Here is a 16,196-nt window from a genome sequence, read left to right as displayed (position 1 = left end):
CTGTTCTGGTTCTTCGGCCACCCCGAGGTCTACATCCTCGCGCTGCCCTTCTTCGGCGTGATCACCGAGATCATCCCGGTCTTCTCCCGGAAGCCCATCTTCGGCTACATGGGCCTGGTGGGCGCCACCATCGCCATCACCGGTCTGTCCGTGACCGTGTGGGCCCACCACATGTTCGCCACCGGGGCGGTCCTGCTGCCGTTCTTCGCCTTCATGAGCTACCTCATCGCGGTGCCGACGGGCGTGAAGTTCTTCAACTGGATCGGCACCATGTGGAAGGGCTCGATCTCCTTCGAACCGCCCATGCTCTGGGCGGCCGGCTTCCTGGTCACCTTCCTCTTCGGCGGCCTCACCGGCGTCCTGCTCGCCTCACCCCCGCTGGACTTCCACGTCCATGACAGCTACTTCGTCGTCGCCCACTTCCACTACGTCCTTTTCGGGACCATCGTGTTCGCGATGTTCGGCGGCTTCAGTTTCTGGTGGCCCAAGATGACGGGCACGATGCTCGACTCGCGCCTGGAGAAGATCCACTTCTGGACGCTGTTCGTGGGCTTCCACGCCACCTTCCTGATCCAGCACTGGCTCGGCGCGGAAGGCATGCCCCGCCGCTACTCCGACTACCTGGCCGCCGACGGCTTCACCGCCCTGAACACCGTCTCCTCCATCGGCGCCTTCCTGCTGGGCCTGTCCACCCTGCCCTTCCTCTACAACGTGTGGAAGACCGCCAAGTACGGCAAGAAGATCGAGGTCGACGACCCCTGGGGCTACGGCCGCTCCCTGGAATGGGCCACCTCCTGCCCCCCGCCCCGCCACAACTTCACCACCCTGCCCAGGATCCGCTCCGAATCCCCCGCCTTCGACCTCCACCACCCGCAACTGGCGCAGCTGGACGAGCGGGAGCACACCGGCAAGCGCGACGTCCTGGACGCCCCGGGCCACGAGAGCGACCGGTAGGCAGGAAACCGGGCACGGAAGAAAGGCGCGCTCCCCCTTCGCAAGCCGGTGATCCCGGTCCGCGAAGGGGGAGCGCGCCTTCCGCGCGCACGGCGTGGCCGTACCCGGTCAGTCCCGCCGGCTCCGCCGGCCGTGGGCGTCCTCGCGCGGCAGCGGGCCCACGTCGGCGTGGCGTCCGGGGCGGACGGCGGCGTGGCGCTGCCCGGGGCCGGGGCCGTTCCGCGCGGCGAGGGCGTCGGCGACGACCCCGGTGGCGAAGGCGTACACGGCCTTGTGCAGGACGTCCACGACGAGTTCCCTGCGGGGCCAGGTGGAGGGCGGGGCGCCGACGCCGGTCGCGTTCTCCAGGATCTGGTCGTTGGTCAGGCGCACGACGGCGAACTCGGCGGACGCGAGCGGTCCGCGCAGCCCGGCCTGGGCCATGACCGAGCGCAGTACGCCCAGCAGGGCGGCCTGACCGTGGTGCATGGCCCAGTTCACGAGCAGCGGCTGGGTCCCCGGACGTTCGGGCAGTCCGGTCAGGCGCTGCAGGACCCGGGCGGGTACATGCGAATCCGGCCGGCCGGTGACCGCCTGCTCGATCTTCTCGCCGAGGGTCATCACGACCCCACCGGCGGCCCCGGCCACCAGTCCCTGCCACAGTGCTCGTTTCATCATGCCCCGGCGGGTACCCGTCGCCACCGTTCCCACCCACGGCGGCTCCCCGGCGCGCGCGGGGGTCAGTCCTCGGTGGACCCGGTGGCCTTGTCCACCAGCGCCGCGTAGGTCAGCTGCAGCGCGTCCGCCCCGGCCAGGGCGGCGAGCGCGCCCATGGCGGTGCGCGTGGCGCGCGGCCAGAGCAGCTGGCCGGCGGTCAGGGTCGACGCCACCCACACGCTCACGCAGAACGGGCAGGTGAGCAGTTCGCCGACGGTGTCCCTGCCACCGCCCTCCCGCGCCTCCTCCTCCAGCTCGGCCGGGCCCTGCGGGCCGACGTACCGGGTGAAGGGGGCACGCAGCGGGCTGGTCACCGCCGCCTTGCTCAGCAGCCGGCTCAGCCGGAAGACGGCCACCGACGTCAGGACCACGTCGGCGGGCGCGGGCCGCTCGGGCAGGGGACGTCCGCTCAGCCGTACCGCCGTCGCCCAGGCCGCGGTGTACACCCCGAATCCCGCCATGGCCGCCGTGTAGCCGCCGAGCGGCCGCTCCTCGCCCGCGGAGTAGTCCCGCTTCAGACCTGCGAGGAATCCGTGCAGGCGTCCCGCGCGGTGGTTCTCAGCTGCCGAGGCCATGGGTCGTGTCCACTCCTGTTCCGTTCGTCCGCCGGTCCGTTCCGGCGCCGTCGTCCGCCGGCTCCGTGTGGTCGCCCCGGCGCAGCCGCACCTCGACGTGGCCCTCGACGACGCGGGTGTCGAAGGCCGGCTGGGGCGCCGTGGCGGGACCGCGGACGTTCCATCCGTCGGAGAGCCGGAAGACGCTGCCGTGCCAGGGGCACTCGACGCACCCGTCCGCGACCGTGCCCTCGGACAGGGGCCCCGCGAGGTGGCTGCACCGGTCGGCCAGCGCGTGGACCGTCCCGCCCGTCCCGCGCACCACCAGCACCGGCACGTCGTCCACGCTGCGCCGTACGGGGCGGCCGGCCGGGAGGTCGGCCACGGCGCCGACACGGTGCCAGCCCTCGCGCACGACGTGCGGGACCTCCTCCGCGTGGTTGGCGCCGGCGGCCTGGCGGTAGGCCAGGTGGCCGCCCAGCATGCCGCCGACCCCGACCGCGGTCAGCCCGAGGAACCCGAGGGTCCGGCCCGCCGCCGTGCGCCCCTTGGCCCGGTAGGCGAGCGAGGCCGCGTACAGGCCGAAGGCCACCGTGTTGGACACGGCGTGCACCAGGCCGACGCGCTGCTGCTCCTGGCGCAGTTCCGCCCAGTCGGTCGCGCCCGTCAGCGCGGCGGGGGCGGCCGAGACCAGCCCCACCCCGATCAGGAGACCCGCCTCGCGGGAGCGGCCGGGACACAGGTCGAGGACCGCCGCGGAGAACCAGCTGCCCACCGGTACCTGGACCGCGACCGGGTGCACCGGGTGCCCCAGCCATCTGCCGTGCAGCGCGTCACGGCCGCGTCCCAGCGGCAGGGAGCGCACGCCCGTACGGAGCGCGTCGATGACCTTGTCCGCCCGTGGCTCCCGCTCCAGGCGGTCCAGCAGCCACGGGATCCGGTTCTGCCGCTCGCGGCGGCGGGGGAACGTTGTGCTCATGAGCAGCCGGGTCCCCACCAGGGCGTACGGCAAACGAAGAAGGCCGCCCGCATGCGGTTTCCGTGCGGTGCCGCCGGCCGGGTGACCGGCGTGGAGCCCGTGCGGCGAGGGAGCCGCGGTCCGGGCCCCGGGAGGACAAACATGACGTGCGCCCATTCCCTCGTTCTTTCGGAGACTGTTCTCCGCTTCAGGGGGGACTGCGTACTGACCGTCGACCGCCCTGGAGGCACGGATGACCTTCAACCCCCTGGAACAACGCGGAATCCCGCTGGACCGCCAGCTCAGGAACTGGCGCGAACTGAACGTCGCCCCCATCGATCCCGACCACTGCGACCCCTACACCCGCTGCCGCATCATCACGATGAACGGCATCGAGGTCGAAGCGATCATGTTCAGCCACCACATGGCCCGTCGCAGCCCCGATGTCGAGGTGAAGCGTCAGCTGGCCGGTACGCGCTACATCGAGGCACAGCAGCAGCGGGTCGTGAACTGGCTGCTCCCCGGGGTGTCGTCGGTGCTGGAGACCACGATCGCCTACGAGCAGGTGGCCGTGGACCTCACCGCCTGGGTCGCCCGCATGGAGCCCGACCCGTACCTGAAGCAGGCGTACCAGTTCGGCGTGCTGGAGGACTTCGACCACTTGTACCGGTACGCGAACCTGTACGAGATGATCGAGCACCGCAAGGCGGACGCGATCGTCGACGGCCTCACCGAGGTCATGCCGGGCCGGCCGACGAAGTACCACCACCGCAACCCGGTGGACAACGTCCGTGACCCGTACGACAAGGACGAGGTCAACCCGCTGTCGAAGCTGCACGCGCTGACGATCACGTCGACGGAGCAGCAGACCATGAACTTCTACATGAACACCGGGCCCACCTACATGGAGCCGATCGCCCGCCAGCTCTACCAGGAGATCGGGCTTATCGAGGAGGAGCACGTCACCCACTACGAGTCCCTCGTGGACCCGGGTGAGACGTGGTGGGAGCAGCTGGTCAACCACGAGTACAACGAGTGCTACCTCTACCACTCCTTCATGGAGCAGGAGAGCGACCCCAGGATCAAGGCGATCTGGGAGCTGCACCTGAACATGGAGCTGGAGCACCTGCACATCGCCTGCGACCTGATGCGCCGGCACGACGGGCGCGACCCCGAGTCGGTCCTGGCGCCGCAGCTGCCCGACGTCCTGACCTTCGAGCCGAACAAGGCGTACCTGCGCGAGCTGCTGGACACGCAGATCGACCTGACGACGCTCGGTGCCGGGTACGTCCGGGAGGCGCACGAGCGGTTCGAGAAGATGCAGGAGGACATCCACGGCGGTGAGGAGCCGCCGAGCGAGCGCGTGATGACACAGCACGACGAGATGTTCGGGCGCGAGTACCGCCTCTCCACCGAGGGCGAGCACCCCGACCCCGCCCTGCGCGAGAAGTGAGGAGACCGGTCATGACCGAGCTTCACACCCCGCAAGCCGGCGACGACGCCGCTCCGGACAACGACGTGGTGGGGCTGCTGATGCGCCAGCACGGTGACGTCCGCAACCTCTTCGACGAGGTCGAGACGAGCGAGGGCGACGCCCGGCAGGAGGCCTTCCGCCGCCTGGTACGTCTCCTGTCCGTGCACGAGACGGCGAAGGAGGAGGTGGTGCACCCGTACGTGCGCCGGAACGTGGTCGGCGGGGACGGGATCGTGGAGGACCGCCTCGCCGAGGCACGGTCGGCCAAGGAGGCGCTGAGCGCACTGGACGACATGGACACGAACGACCCGAAGTTCCTGTCGCAGCTGCTGGCGCTGCGGGCCGACGTCCAGGAGCACGCCCGGGCGGAGGAACGCTACGAGTTCACCCACATCCGGCGCAGCGCGGACACCGCGGGCCTCGCCTCACTGGCCAAGGGCATCAAGGCGGCCGAGGCCATGGCACCCACCCGGCCGCACCCGGGCGTCGAGTCCGCGAAGGCCAACATGGCGCTCGGGCCGGTCGCCGCACTGGTGGACCGCACCCGGGACGCCGTGCGCAAGGCCGCGGGCCGCGACTGACCGTGCCCATCCGGTACTTCGGGCACGCGGTCCCCGCCTCGGCGGCTCCCACCGGACGGTCCCACCGCTCTGCGGTGGGACCGTCCGGCCGTTGGCCATGACAGCCACAGCAGTTACGGCAGAGAGGACCGGTACGACCGGCATGACAGAGAGGCAGATATCCATGGGGTCTTCTTCGGACCGGCCGGCCGCCGCCCCCGGCACCCGCGCCGAGCCGCGCAGGTCGATGGCCGTGTGCGCGGTGATCGGGGTGGCGGTGATGGCCGCGGTCGACGAGATCGTCTTCCACCAGATCCTGCACTGGCACCATTTCTACGACCGTTCGACGACCGGCGCGGGCCTGCTGTCCGACGGTCTGCTGCACACCGCCGAGCTGCTGATGCTCGTCGCCGGCTTCTTCGCCCACGCCGATCTGCGCCGCCGCCGCGCCCTGGCGCCCGCGCACGCGTGGGCGGGCTTCCTCCTGGGACTGGGCGCCTTCCAGCTGTTCGACGGGATCGTGGACCACAAGCTGCTGCGCGTGCACCAGATCCGCTACGGCGTGGACGTCACCCCGTACGACTGGGCCTGGAACATCTCCGGTGCGCTCCTGCTGCTGGCCGGTGCGGCCCTGGCCGTCCGCGCGGCCCGCTCCCCCGCGGCCGGACCGGCGTCGTGACGCTCGCGCACGCCCATCCCGGTCCCGGGGCCGATCCCTCGGCGGCCGGGTGGCCGGCCCTCGGGGCGGCGCTGTCGGTGACCGTCCTCTACCTGCTGGCCGCGCGCCGGCTGCGGCGCCGCGGGGACCTCTGGCCCCGGTGGCGGGACGGGTCCTTCGCGGCCGGCGGTGCCGCCGTGGTGTGGGCGGCGCTGGGAGGGCATCCCGGGGGGCCGTTCACCGGGCACATGATCCAGCACCTGGTCGTCGGCATGGCCGCGCCGCTGCTCCTCGTCCTGGCCCGTCCGCTCACCCTGGCGCTGCGCGCCCTCGGCCCCGGCTCCGTGCGCCGGGGCCTGCTCGCCCTGGCGCGCTCCCGTCCGGTCGGCCTGCTGGTCTGCCCTCCCGTGGCGGGACTGCTGGACGTGGGAGGCATGTGGCTGCTCTACCGCACCGGGCTCTTCGCGGCCGTCCGGCACCAGCCGCTGCCGCACGCCCTGGTCCACGCCCACCTGCTGGCGGCCGGGCTGCTGTTCACCTTCGCCGTGTGCCGGCTGGACCCCGTACGCCGCCGCTGGGGCCTCGCCGTGCGCGGCGTCACGCTGCTGGCCGTCGGTGCCGCGCACGGTGTGCTGGCCAAGAGCCTGTACGCGGTGCCGCCGCCCGGCACCGCCTTCGGCACGGCGGACCTGCGGGCGGGTGCCCGGTGGATGTACTACGGCGGCGACCTGGTGGAGGTGGCCCTGGCCGTGGTCCTGGGGGTGGGCTGGTACGCCTCCGCCGGGCGGGCCCGGGCCCGGCGCGCGCGCCGGGAGCGGGCGGCCCTCGTGGCATGACCGGCGGCCGGCGCCGGGGCGCCGGCCGCCGGGCGGTTCAGGCGTCCGGCCGGATGACGGCGCGGACGCAGCCGTCGGTCTTCTGCTTGAACATGTCGTAGGCCCGCGGCGCCTCGTCCAGGGAGACGGTGTGGGTGGCCAGGTGGGACGTGCTCAGCTCCCCCGCCGCCATCCGGTCGAGCAGCATCGGGATGTACCGCTGGCCGTGCATCTGCGCGCCCCGCACGGTCAGGCCCTTGTTGACCACCGCGCCCAGCGGGAACTTGTCCACGGCACCGGCGAAGACGCCCAGGACGAAGACCGTGCCGCCCTTGCGGCAGGCGTGGATGGCCTGGCGGACGGCGGTGGGACGGTCCGTCTGCAGCCGCAGCTGCTGTTTCACCTGGTCGTAGACGTGGACCGGGCTGTCGCTGTGCGCCTCCATGCCCACGGCCTCGATGCACACGTCGGGGCCCCGGCCGCCGGTGCGTTCCCGCAGCTCGGCGCCGACGTCCGTCGCCGTGTAGTCGATGACCTCGCTGCCGACGTACCGCTCGGTCATCGCCAGCCGCTCCGGGAACCGGTCGATGGAGATGACGCGTTCCGCGCCCTTGAGGATGGCGGCGCGCGCCGCCATCTGCCCGACGGCCCCGCACCCCCACACCGCGACCACGTCGCCCGGCTTCACCCCGGCCAGGTCCGCGCCCATCCATCCCGTCGGCACCGAGTCCGACACGAACAGCGCGCTCGTGTCGTCGATGCCCTCCGGGACGGGGAAGGCGCCGTAATCGGCGAAGGGCACGCGCACGTACTCGGCGTGGCTGCCGCGCAGTCCGCCCATGGCGTGCGAGTAGCCGAAGATCCCGCCGGTGTCGTAGCCGAAGAGGGCCTGTCCGATGCCGGGGTTGGTGTTGGTGTTGTCGCACAGCGACCACAGGTCGTTGGCGCAGTACCAGCAGCGGCCGCACCCGACGAACGAGCAGACCACCACCCGGTCCCCCACGGCGTGGCGGCGCACGCCGGCACCGGTCTCCACGACCTCGCCGAGGAACTCGTGCCCGATGACGTCCCCGGACTGCATGAAGGGGATGTAGCCGCCGATGAGGTGGAGGTCGGAACCGCAGGTGGTGCCGGCGATCACCCGTACGACGATGTCCTGGTCGTTCCGCAGGACCGGATCCGGCACCTGTTCGACCGCGAGCTTGTTGACGCCTTCCCAGATCAGCGCCTTCACAGCACTCCTTCCCCGCCGGCGCGCCGGCTCAGCAGACCGACCAGTTTCCCGCCGGGAGTGGTGGGGTGCGCGGTCGGCTCGTCGGGGCGCATGACCTCGCCGGTCTCCAGCAGGGACTTGGCCTCGCGCAGGGCGACACGCAGGTCCTGGCGCGGGTCGTTGCCCGTGATCCGCGCGGTCACCGACTGCTCGGCGGCCGACGGGGCCTCCCTGAACCGGACGGCGAGTTCGGTGCCGCGGTCCCCGGGGGCCGGGACGATCCGTGTCTCGATCCGTTCGCCGTACTCCTGCAGCGGTGCCGGCAGCTTGTCGGCCTGCACGTCACCGGGTGCGCGGTTGACCGTCACCGTGAGCCACCTGTTGACGGGGTCCGGTGCCGGCTCGTCCGTCCGGGCCCTGCGCGCGACGGCCACCGCTCCGGCCAGCCCCGCGGCGGTCGCCCAGAACGTTTTCCTGGAAACCATCGGAGGTCACCTTCCGGCGGTGGCGCGGGACCTGGTGAGCAGCGCGCCCAGTGCGATCATGCCGATGCCGAGGAAGAAGTGCAGCCAGTCGTCCGCCGTGTTCAGCGGCACGAAGTTGGCCGAGCTGTCGTGGCCGACGAGCAGGCCGTACAGCCACAGCACCAGGTAGACGGCGCCGCCCGCCAGCAGGAACGTACGGGCTCCGGAGGCGGTGCGGGCCAGCGCGATGCCCGCCACGCCGAAGGCCAGGTGCACGAGGTTGTGCAGGACGGAGACCTGGAAGATCCCGAGAAGCTCGGCGCCGGAGTCGTGAGAGGCGAACTTCATCGTGTCGTAGTGCGTGGTGACCCCCGGGATGAATCCCAGGATTCCCACCAGCAGGAACACTGCCCCGACCACGAGCGCGGCCTGCTGTACCGGGGTACGGGAGCTGTTCGCGTTGCGCGTGTGTGTCGTCATGGCCGTTCGGTCCTTCGGTCGGGGGCGCATCGGTGAGCGCCCGTGCGCGGCGAGTACCCCCGCCCCGCCGGGCAACCCTGTCCGGAGCGGGCAACCTCAGAAGATGCGCGGCGGCCCCGGAGGGCGTACAAGGGGTGCGGCGGAGGGCGTACAGGGGGTGCGGCGGAGGGCGTACAGGGGGTGCGGCGGCGCCGGGAAGCGTTTCCCGTTCCGGGGCGACGGGCACTCGGCGCCCATGAACGACAGCTCGCGCCCCCCGGTCCTCGACAGTTCGCCCGCTCTCCTCGCCAAGGGGTACACCTGGCTGCCGGACCGCTGGCGCCGGACCGACGGGCCCGTCGTGCGCGCCCGTCTGATGGGACAGCACACCGTCGCCCTGCGGGGACCCGAGGCGGTGCGGTTCTTCTACGACGAACGGCACGTGGAGCGCCGGTCGGCGCTTCCGGAACCGGTGCTGAGCACGCTGTTCGGCCACGACGCGGTGCACACCCTGGACGGGCCGGCCCACCGGGTGCGCAAGGAGATGTTCCTGTCCCTGCTCACCGGCGCGCAGGCGGTCGCGGGCCTGGTGGAGTGCGTCACCGCCGTGTGGGACGAGACCGTGGCGTCCTGGCCCGGCCGTCCCTCGGTCGTCCTGTTCGACGAGACGAGCCGGATCCTCACCCGCGGCGTCTGCCGCTGGGCGGGGATCCCCCTCGTCGACGACGAGGAGGTGGCCCGGGACCTGGTCGCCCTGGTCGACGGGTTCGCCACGCCCGGACCGCGCCACTGGCGGGCCCGCCGCGCCCGGACCCGCTGCGAGACATGGCTGGCACAGCTGGTCGAGGACGTCCGGGCGGGGACCGTGACCGCACCGGCCGGCTCCGCGCTGGAGGCCGTCGTCCTGCACCGGGACCTCGACGGGGAGTTCCTGGGCCCGCGCGCCGCGGCGGTCGAACTCCTCAACGTCGTCCGGCCGACCGTCGCGGTCTCCTGGTTCGTCACGTACGCGGGCCACGCACTGCACCACAGGCCGGGGGTCCGGGAACGGCTGCGCGAGGGCGATCCCGCGTACGCCGCGGCCTTCGCGCACGAGCTGCGGCGCTTCTACCCCTTCGCGCCCTTCGTCGGCGGCCACGCCGTCACCGACCTGCGGTGGCGGGGGGAGCTGATCCCGGCCGGCACCCTGGTCCTGCTCGACCTGTTCGGCCAGAACCACGACCCCCGGCTGTGGGACGAGCCGTACGTCTTCGACCCCCGGCGCTTCGTGGAGCGGCCGCCGCACCGTGACGAACTGGTCCCGCAGGGTGGCGGCGACCCGGCCGCCGGTCACCGCTGCCCCGGCGAGGACATGACGGTCGCGCTGCTGTGGGCTCTCGGGCCGCGGCTGGCCCGGCTGGAGTACGACGTGCCCGGGCAGGATCTGCGGATCCCGCTGAACCGGCTGCCCGCCCGTGTGCGCAGCGGGTTCGTCATGGAGTCGGTCCGTGTGCCGGCGCCGGTGCCGGGGGCGCGGAACCCGGTGTCCTGAACCCGCGGGCCGGGACTCGCACCTTTTTCCGAGTGGCCGGTTTCGCCGTGGACTGGCCGCCGCAAACGCCGACTCCCTAGGATGTGTTTCCTGCCAAGTCCACAGTTGGCGCCGTTCCGTTCCGGGGGGATCATGAACACCGACAAGCCGCTCTCCAAGAAGATCGACGCCACCGTGCCGACGGCCGCCCGCATGTACGACCACTACCTGGGCGGCAAGGACAACTACGCGGCGGACCGCGCGGCCTGCGAGGAGCTGGACAAGGTCGTCCCGAGCACCCGCCGGCTGGCGCTCAACAACAGGCGCTTCCTGCGGCGCGTGGTCAGGACACTGGCCGCGGAGTACGGGATCCGGCAGTTCCTGGACCACGGATCCGGCCTCCCCACGCAGGACAACGTGCACCAGGTCGCCCAGGCCGTCGCTCCCGACGCACGTGTGGTCTACGCCGACAACGACCCCATGGTGCTCGTGCACGGCCGGGCGCTGCTGGAGCAGAACGACCGCACCGCGGTGATCCACGCGGACCTGCGGAACACCGATGAGATCTTGGCCCATCCCGACACCCGGCGCCTGATCGACTTCTCGCAGCCGGTCGCCGCGCTGTTCAACTCGGTCTTCCACTGCATTCCCGACAGCGACACCGACGGCCCGCAGGCCGTCGTCCGGCGCGTGGCCGAACGGCTCGCGCCCGGCAGCTTCATGGTGATCTGTCAGCTGGTCAGCGAGGACGCCGAAGTGCGGGACTTCGTCACCGGCTTCATGGACCGGGCGACCCAGGGTCACTGGGGGCGGGTACGGCAGGAGAAGGACGTCGCCGCGCTGTTCGACGGGATGGAGATCCTGGAGCCGGGGCTGGTGGAGGTCTCCACCTGGCGGCCCGACGGCGAGGTCCAGCCCCGGCAGCTCTCGCAGGAGTGGATCGAGTTCGGCGGCCTGGGGCGTCTGCCCTAGGCCCGGCGCCCTGCCCCCCGGGTCTCAGGTCTTGCCGTCCTCGTCCGGCTGCGCCCCGTAACGCTGCTCCATCGTGTCGCGCAGCAACTGCAGGGAGTCGCGCGGCCGCAGGGCCTCGTCGGCCAGGCGGTCGAGCGTGTGCCGGTACTCCTCGGTCTCGTCGCGGTCCTCCAGGAAGTGGGCGCTCCTGATGTGCTCCAGGTAGACGACGTCGGGCAGGTCGAGACCGCCGAAGCGCAGATAGGTGATGGGTATCGCGGGCGCCGAGGCGTTGGTCACGTCCAGGGGCACGACCTGCAGGACCACGTGGGGCCGCTGGGCCATGGTGACGAGGTGGGCGAGCTGCTCGCGCATCGTCTCCCGGCTGCCCAGCACGCGCAGCAGGACGGACTCGTCGATGATGGCCCACAACTGGGGGGCGTCCGCCCGGTCCAGCAACCGGGCGCGCCGCATCCGCAGTTCGATCCGCCGGTGCACTTCGGTGGCCGGTGCGTTCGGCAGGCCCCGCTCCACCACGGCACGGGTGTACGCCGCCGTCTGGAGCAGTCCGGGGACGTACTGGATCTCGAAGGTCCGGATGGTGGCGGCCGCCTCCTGGAGACCGACCAGCCTTTCGAACCACTCGGGCATGAGGCGCTTGTCGTACCGCTGCCACCAGCCGGGTTCGCCCGCCCTGTGCAGCAGTCTGAGGAGCACCGAACCCTCGTAGGGGTCCGTGCCGTACAACTGGAGGAGGGCGCGGACGTCGGCCTCGGTCGGGGGTTTGCGTCCCTTGCCCGACTCGATGCGCGAGAGCTTGGCGGCGCTGAACCCCAGCGAACGGGCGGCCTGGTCCTGTGCGAGGCCCGCGTCCTCGCGGAACCCCGCGAGCTGGACGCCGACCAGCATCTTCAGCAGGGTCGGAGCGGGCTCGGAGCGCTCCAGATAGGATTCGAGCCGTGCGACACGAGGCGACTCGGCGACCATCTTCGACTCCCCCGCGATCCGGCACAAGGACGCGAACAGTATCGCACCGGACGGTACGGCAGCGCATCCCCCGCCGGCAGGCCGGGACAGGACCCACGGGCCACGGGCCGCGACACGGAGCACTCGACACACAGCACTCGATGCGCGGCCCGCGGATCCCGACGGAGGGATCACACCGGGCGGGTCACACCAGGTGGTCGAACTCACCGTCCTTGGCGCCCGCCAGGAACGCCGCCAGTTCCGCCGACGTGTAGACCAGCGCGGGCCCTTCGGGGTGGCGGGAGTTGCGCACGGCTATGCCCCCGTCGATCCGGGCGACCTCCACGCAGTTCCCCTCGGCGGTGCTGTGCCGGCTCCTGGTCCAGCTGACGTCCAGCGAACTCGCCCGTATCCCGTTCTCCACCTGTGGCACCGCAGTCTCCTTGCTGTTCCCGTGCATGCCGTACACCGATCGAGGGCCCGGCGGCGCGGGGCCGCGACACCGCGACCCCGCCCGCTTCGGCCAAACTTCACGCAATTTCCCGTGCAATTGCATGAAGCCGCTCTCGGGGTGAATAATAGCCGCAGTGCCGACAACCCCGGTGAGGGCATTGCGTCCTGACGTCACATCAAGGGGGATGACGTGGTGTCACCTGCATGTTCGGGGACCCCGCCGCTGGGGGAGAGCCGCGGCGACGGGTGGGTGGAGCAGGCTCACGGGGTTGTCGGCACGACCACTTCCCGTGCTCCGCGGAACAGCGGGCCGGGAACGGCGGGCCGGAGGGTCGAGGACGTCCGGCGACACCCCGGACGGTACGGCTTCCCGGTCCCCGCCCCGAACGGACCCGGCGGGCGCCGGATCTCCCCGCCCGCTCCGGCCGGGGGCTGGTGCCGGAGGGGCCCCGTGGGAGGGGACGACCGTCCGGCCCGCCCCGCCGGCCCCTCCCGCCAACCGATACGACGTGCCGGAAAGGCCTCACGCCATGCATAGCGTTCCGCCGGAGCAGCCGAGGACCGGGCAGCGGGGACAGCAGCAGCCCCGGACGGGGATGGCGACGATCACCCCGCTCACGGGCGCGGCCCGCGTCGACTGGAGCGGGCTGCGGGACTCCACGGGCTCCGCCACCGCCATCCCCCTGCTCCTCAACAGCGTCGCCTGGGGCAGCCCGGAGACCGCGGCGGCCGCGCTCAAGGACCTGCGGGAGCGGATCTGCCAGTACGGCTTCGTCGTGGAGCAGGCGACCGCCGCCACGGTCCCCTTCCTCTGGGAGCTCGCACGGCTGCCCCGGGTGACCTGCCGGGCGCAGATCCTGCACCTGCTCAAGAACATCGCCGACACCCGGCAGTGGGAGAGCATCGCGGGCGCGTACCCGAAACTGCTCAACCACCGGGAGAACCCCGCCGCATGGGAGCGTGCGGCGAGGGAGGCGGTCCATGCCCACCGGGACGCGCTCGACGCTCTGGTGTCGGAGGACGACACCGAGATCGCGCACGCCACGGCGGAACTCGCGCGCACGCTCGGCAGGCAGCCCTGCTGAACCGGCCGGGGCACCGTCGGAGGGCGCCCCCTCAAGGGCGCCCGCACGCGCACGGATCACGGCGGCGAAGGCGGCCACCAGGGTGACCCCCTCGTCTGCGAGCCAGGACGACAGCCGCCCGGGCCCGCTGCGGGCGGCGTTGCGCACCGCGAGGACCCGCGCCCGCGCCGCCTCCGTGCGGACCGCCGGGGTCACGCCTTCACCGCCGGTACGGCGACGACGGCCCCGGAGCCGGAGCCGTCGGGTGAAAACCGTCCCCGGGAACGGGTCGTGGACGCACCTGTGACCGGGAACCGCCGGACCATGGACATCTCTCCTCCTCACCGGTCGCCCCGGAGTACGACCGGGGTCGCACGACGGGTCCCGGTGACGGTGGGACCGCGGGTCCGCGCCGGACCGGCGCGTTCCCCGACGCCCACGGCGTCGACATCGCGCGGGGCTTCCGTGGGCCGGACCGGTACGCGCAGCGGTGCTGCGTGGCACCGGGCGGTTCGAGGACAGCGGGACCCTCACAAAGGGCGAACCGGATCATCACCGTTTCCGCGAATACGCTGGGCGCTCGTGCCGTCGGAGCTGTCGGACCGCCGACCGCACCAGTGATCAGTTGACCGAAAAGCGCCCTCGGCACCGCGCCCGCCGAAGCACCGAACACGGCCAGGGACGACAAAGCGCCCGAAAGCTCCGGCGGCCGTACGGCGTACGCGGGTTGCCGTCGGCGCAGTGCTTGCCGCCACCACAGTGCGATTACCATACGGCTGTGTCGTGGTAGCCATTTCCCGACGAAGTGAAGTCGTGCAGGTGCTGAGCCCCTCGGCGGGCCTCTCCGCCAGATGCCGTGGCTAGCATGAGCGGCGTGCTTGATCCGGAGGACGCCCTGTCGTCCTCCAGGTTCTCGGCGAAGTTTCAGTCGTGGACGTACTCCTGCTCACACGGACCGAGGGACCGCGGAATGTCAGTGCCTGCTCGCCCCCGCCAGCGCCGATCCGCGCAGCGGACGGGTCCTTCCTCGGCGGTGTTCCCCGCGCTCCTGGCCGTCACGGCCGCGGGCGCCGGAGCGGCCGTCGGCCTCGCCCCCGAGGGAGCCCGCCCGTGGGTGGCGGGCACCGCGGTCGCCGCGTGGTGCTGCATCGCGGCGGTCGTCGGCCTCGCCTCCGTACGCCTGCGCCGGGCCCACCACCGGACGGTGTCGCGGACCGGCGAACTGGAGATGACCAAGAACAACTGGGCGCAGCACGGCGCCGAGACGGACCAGCTGGTCAACGTGACCCTGCCGGCGGTGGCCGGGCAGCTGAAGAACGGCGCCGGCAGCGAGGAGGTGCTGTCCGCCCTCCCCGTGCCGTCCGACCCGTACCTGCGCCGGATGCTGCACGTCTTCACCACCGAGGTCGCCGAGGCGGCACGCCGGACCGCCGGCGCGCAGGCGGACCTCGACACGATGCGGCGCGAACTGGCCCAGGGGAAGCTGGAACTCGAACGCCTGACCGGTGAGACCCTGCCGGCCGCGGTGGCCCTGCTGCGCGACGGCAGCTCCGCCGAGACCGTCCTCGCCAAGCTCGAATGGCCGAGCAACCCGTTGCTGCACTCCGTCGCGGAATCGTTCATCCGCGAACTGGCCCACAGCGAGCGGCGTTCCGCCGCCGCCCAGGCCGCCTCCGCGAAGGCGCTCAGCCGGGTCCAGGCCAAGACGGTCAGCATGCTCGCCGACCTCCGGGACATGCAGGACCGCCATGCCGGGGAGATCTTCGGCGACCTGCTGCGCCTGGACCACAGCACCTCGCAGCTGGGCCTCATGACCGACCGGCTCGCCCTGCTGATGGGCGGTCGCTCCAGCCGTGTGTGGAACAAGCCGATCGTGATGGAGAGCATCCTGCGCGGCTCCGTCGGCCGGATCGCCGCCTACCGGCGCGTGCGGCTGCACAACTCCAGCAAGGCCGCCATCGCGGGCTTCGCGGCCGAGGGCGTGATGCACCTGCTGGCCGAACTCATGGACAACGCCGCCAACTTCTCGCCGCCCATCGACGAGGTCCACGTGTACGTGGAGGAGCGCAGCGCCGGTCTCGTCGTCACCATCGAGGACAGCGGCCTGAAGATGTCCGACGCCTCCATGCGCCGGGCGGAGGAGGCGGTGTCGGGCAGGGTCACCGACCTCGCCTCGCTGCAGGGCACCCGGCTCGGCCTGAGCGTGGTGGGACGCCTCGCCGCCAAGCACGGCATCAGCGTCAACTACCGTCCCTCCTCGCGCGGCGGCACCGGCGTCGTCGTCCTGCTGCCGCCCCAGGTCGTGGCCCAGCAGCGCGAGCCGGTCGCCGCCGAGCGTCCGCGCCGCGGCGCGGAGGCCCCGGCCGTCGCACCGGCTCCCGCGGCCGAGGAGATGTTCCCGGCACGCCCCCGGGCGGCCGAGGACGAGGCGCCCCCGGCCGGCGTTC

Annotated in this window: 17 protein-coding genes; 9 read left to right on the top strand and 8 right to left on the bottom strand. The window is 72.2% G+C overall.

The features are described 5' to 3' along the window. On the top strand, positions 1–954 hold a 954-nt coding region (locus KM933_RS37345), incomplete at its 5' end, for a cytochrome c oxidase subunit I (RefSeq protein WP_221361566.1). A gap of 108 nt (positions 955–1,062) precedes the next feature. Here KM933_RS37345 and KM933_RS37340 read toward each other — a convergent pair. From KM933_RS37340 to KM933_RS37330, 3 genes are all read right to left on the bottom strand, one after another. Then, a complete protein-coding gene (locus tag KM933_RS37340) occupies positions 1,063–1,611 on the bottom strand; it encodes a hypothetical protein (RefSeq protein WP_221361549.1) in 549 nt (182 codons plus the stop codon). A gap of 62 nt (positions 1,612–1,673) precedes the next feature. Then, positions 1,674–2,225, bottom strand: coding sequence for a DUF1360 domain-containing protein (locus KM933_RS37335; protein WP_221361547.1), 552 nt, complete (start codon positions 2,223–2,225; stop codon positions 1,674–1,676). After that, positions 2,209–3,183 (bottom strand): Rieske (2Fe-2S) protein, encoded by a 975-nt coding sequence (locus KM933_RS37330; RefSeq protein WP_221361545.1) that lies wholly within the window; start codon positions 3,181–3,183, stop codon positions 2,209–2,211. The genes KM933_RS37335 and KM933_RS37330 overlap by 17 nt, the downstream gene beginning before the upstream one ends. Before the next feature lie 232 nt (positions 3,184–3,415). Between KM933_RS37330 and KM933_RS37325 the strand changes: the two genes are divergently transcribed. The 4 genes from KM933_RS37325 to KM933_RS37310 all read left to right on the top strand — a co-directional run bounded on the left by KM933_RS37325 (position 3,416) and on the right by KM933_RS37310 (position 6,690). Further along, entirely contained in the window at positions 3,416–4,615 is a 1,200-nt protein-coding gene (locus KM933_RS37325; protein WP_221361543.1) for a hypothetical protein, read from the top strand. Between the two features lie 11 nt (positions 4,616–4,626). Then, entirely contained in the window at positions 4,627–5,217 is a 591-nt protein-coding gene (locus tag KM933_RS37320) for a hemerythrin domain-containing protein (protein WP_221361541.1), read from the top strand. Between the two features lie 163 nt (positions 5,218–5,380). Continuing rightward, on the top strand, positions 5,381–5,875 hold the full coding sequence (locus KM933_RS37315; protein ID WP_260334767.1) for a DUF2243 domain-containing protein: 495 nt from the start codon (positions 5,381–5,383) through the stop codon (positions 5,873–5,875). After that, positions 5,872–6,690 (top strand): cytochrome c oxidase assembly protein, encoded by an 819-nt coding sequence (locus KM933_RS37310; protein ID WP_221361539.1) that lies wholly within the window; start codon positions 5,872–5,874, stop codon positions 6,688–6,690. The genes KM933_RS37315 and KM933_RS37310 overlap by 4 nt, the downstream gene beginning before the upstream one ends. A 37-nt stretch (positions 6,691–6,727) precedes the next feature. Here the strand turns inward: KM933_RS37310 and KM933_RS40460 are convergent, their stop codons facing one another. The 3 genes from KM933_RS40460 to KM933_RS37295 are packed head-to-tail and all read right to left on the bottom strand — an operon-like array spanning position 6,728 to position 8,826. Then, positions 6,728–7,903, bottom strand: coding sequence for a zinc-dependent alcohol dehydrogenase (locus tag KM933_RS40460; protein ID WP_221361537.1), 1,176 nt, complete (start codon positions 7,901–7,903; stop codon positions 6,728–6,730). Continuing rightward, positions 7,900–8,367, bottom strand: coding sequence for a hypothetical protein (locus KM933_RS37300; RefSeq protein WP_221361535.1), 468 nt, complete (start codon positions 8,365–8,367; stop codon positions 7,900–7,902). The genes KM933_RS40460 and KM933_RS37300 overlap by 4 nt, the downstream gene beginning before the upstream one ends. Positions 8,368–8,373: 6 nt before the next feature. Next, complete coding sequence (locus KM933_RS37295) at positions 8,374–8,826, bottom strand: DUF4383 domain-containing protein (protein WP_221361526.1); 453 nt, start codon at positions 8,824–8,826, stop codon at positions 8,374–8,376. A 235-nt stretch (positions 8,827–9,061) separates the two neighbouring features. On the opposite strand from KM933_RS37295, the gene KM933_RS37290 reads away from it, so the two are divergent. Both KM933_RS37290 and KM933_RS37285 read left to right on the top strand, forming a co-directional pair. Then, complete coding sequence (locus KM933_RS37290; protein WP_221361524.1) at positions 9,062–10,336, top strand: cytochrome P450; 1,275 nt, start codon at positions 9,062–9,064, stop codon at positions 10,334–10,336. Positions 10,337–10,468: 132 nt separating this feature from the next. Next, complete coding sequence (locus KM933_RS37285; RefSeq protein WP_221361514.1) at positions 10,469–11,287, top strand: SAM-dependent methyltransferase; 819 nt, start codon at positions 10,469–10,471, stop codon at positions 11,285–11,287. Positions 11,288–11,311: 24 nt separating this feature from the next. Here KM933_RS37285 and KM933_RS37280 read toward each other — a convergent pair whose 3' ends face one another. Both KM933_RS37280 and KM933_RS37275 read right to left on the bottom strand, forming a co-directional pair. After that, complete coding sequence (locus tag KM933_RS37280) at positions 11,312–12,253, bottom strand: helix-turn-helix domain-containing protein (protein ID WP_221361512.1); 942 nt, start codon at positions 12,251–12,253, stop codon at positions 11,312–11,314. A gap of 184 nt (positions 12,254–12,437) precedes the next feature. After that, positions 12,438–12,665, bottom strand: coding sequence for a DUF397 domain-containing protein (locus tag KM933_RS37275; RefSeq protein WP_221361510.1), 228 nt, complete (start codon positions 12,663–12,665; stop codon positions 12,438–12,440). A 550-nt stretch (positions 12,666–13,215) separates the two neighbouring features. Between KM933_RS37275 and KM933_RS37270 the strand changes: the two genes are divergently transcribed. After that, complete coding sequence (locus KM933_RS37270) at positions 13,216–13,770, top strand: hypothetical protein (RefSeq protein WP_221361509.1); 555 nt, start codon at positions 13,216–13,218, stop codon at positions 13,768–13,770. Between the two features lie 949 nt (positions 13,771–14,719). Next, positions 14,720–16,196, top strand: a 1,477-nt coding sequence (locus KM933_RS37265; protein WP_221361507.1) for an ATP-binding protein, incomplete at its 3' end; no start/stop codon positions are given.

The organism is Streptomyces beigongshangae (assembly GCF_019710745.1).
GTDB classification, from domain to species: Bacteria; Actinomycetota; Actinomycetes; order Streptomycetales; family Streptomycetaceae; genus Streptomyces; species Streptomyces beigongshangae.
The sequence above is the reverse complement of the archived record's forward strand: the minus strand, read 5'-3'. Positions and strand labels throughout refer to the sequence as shown.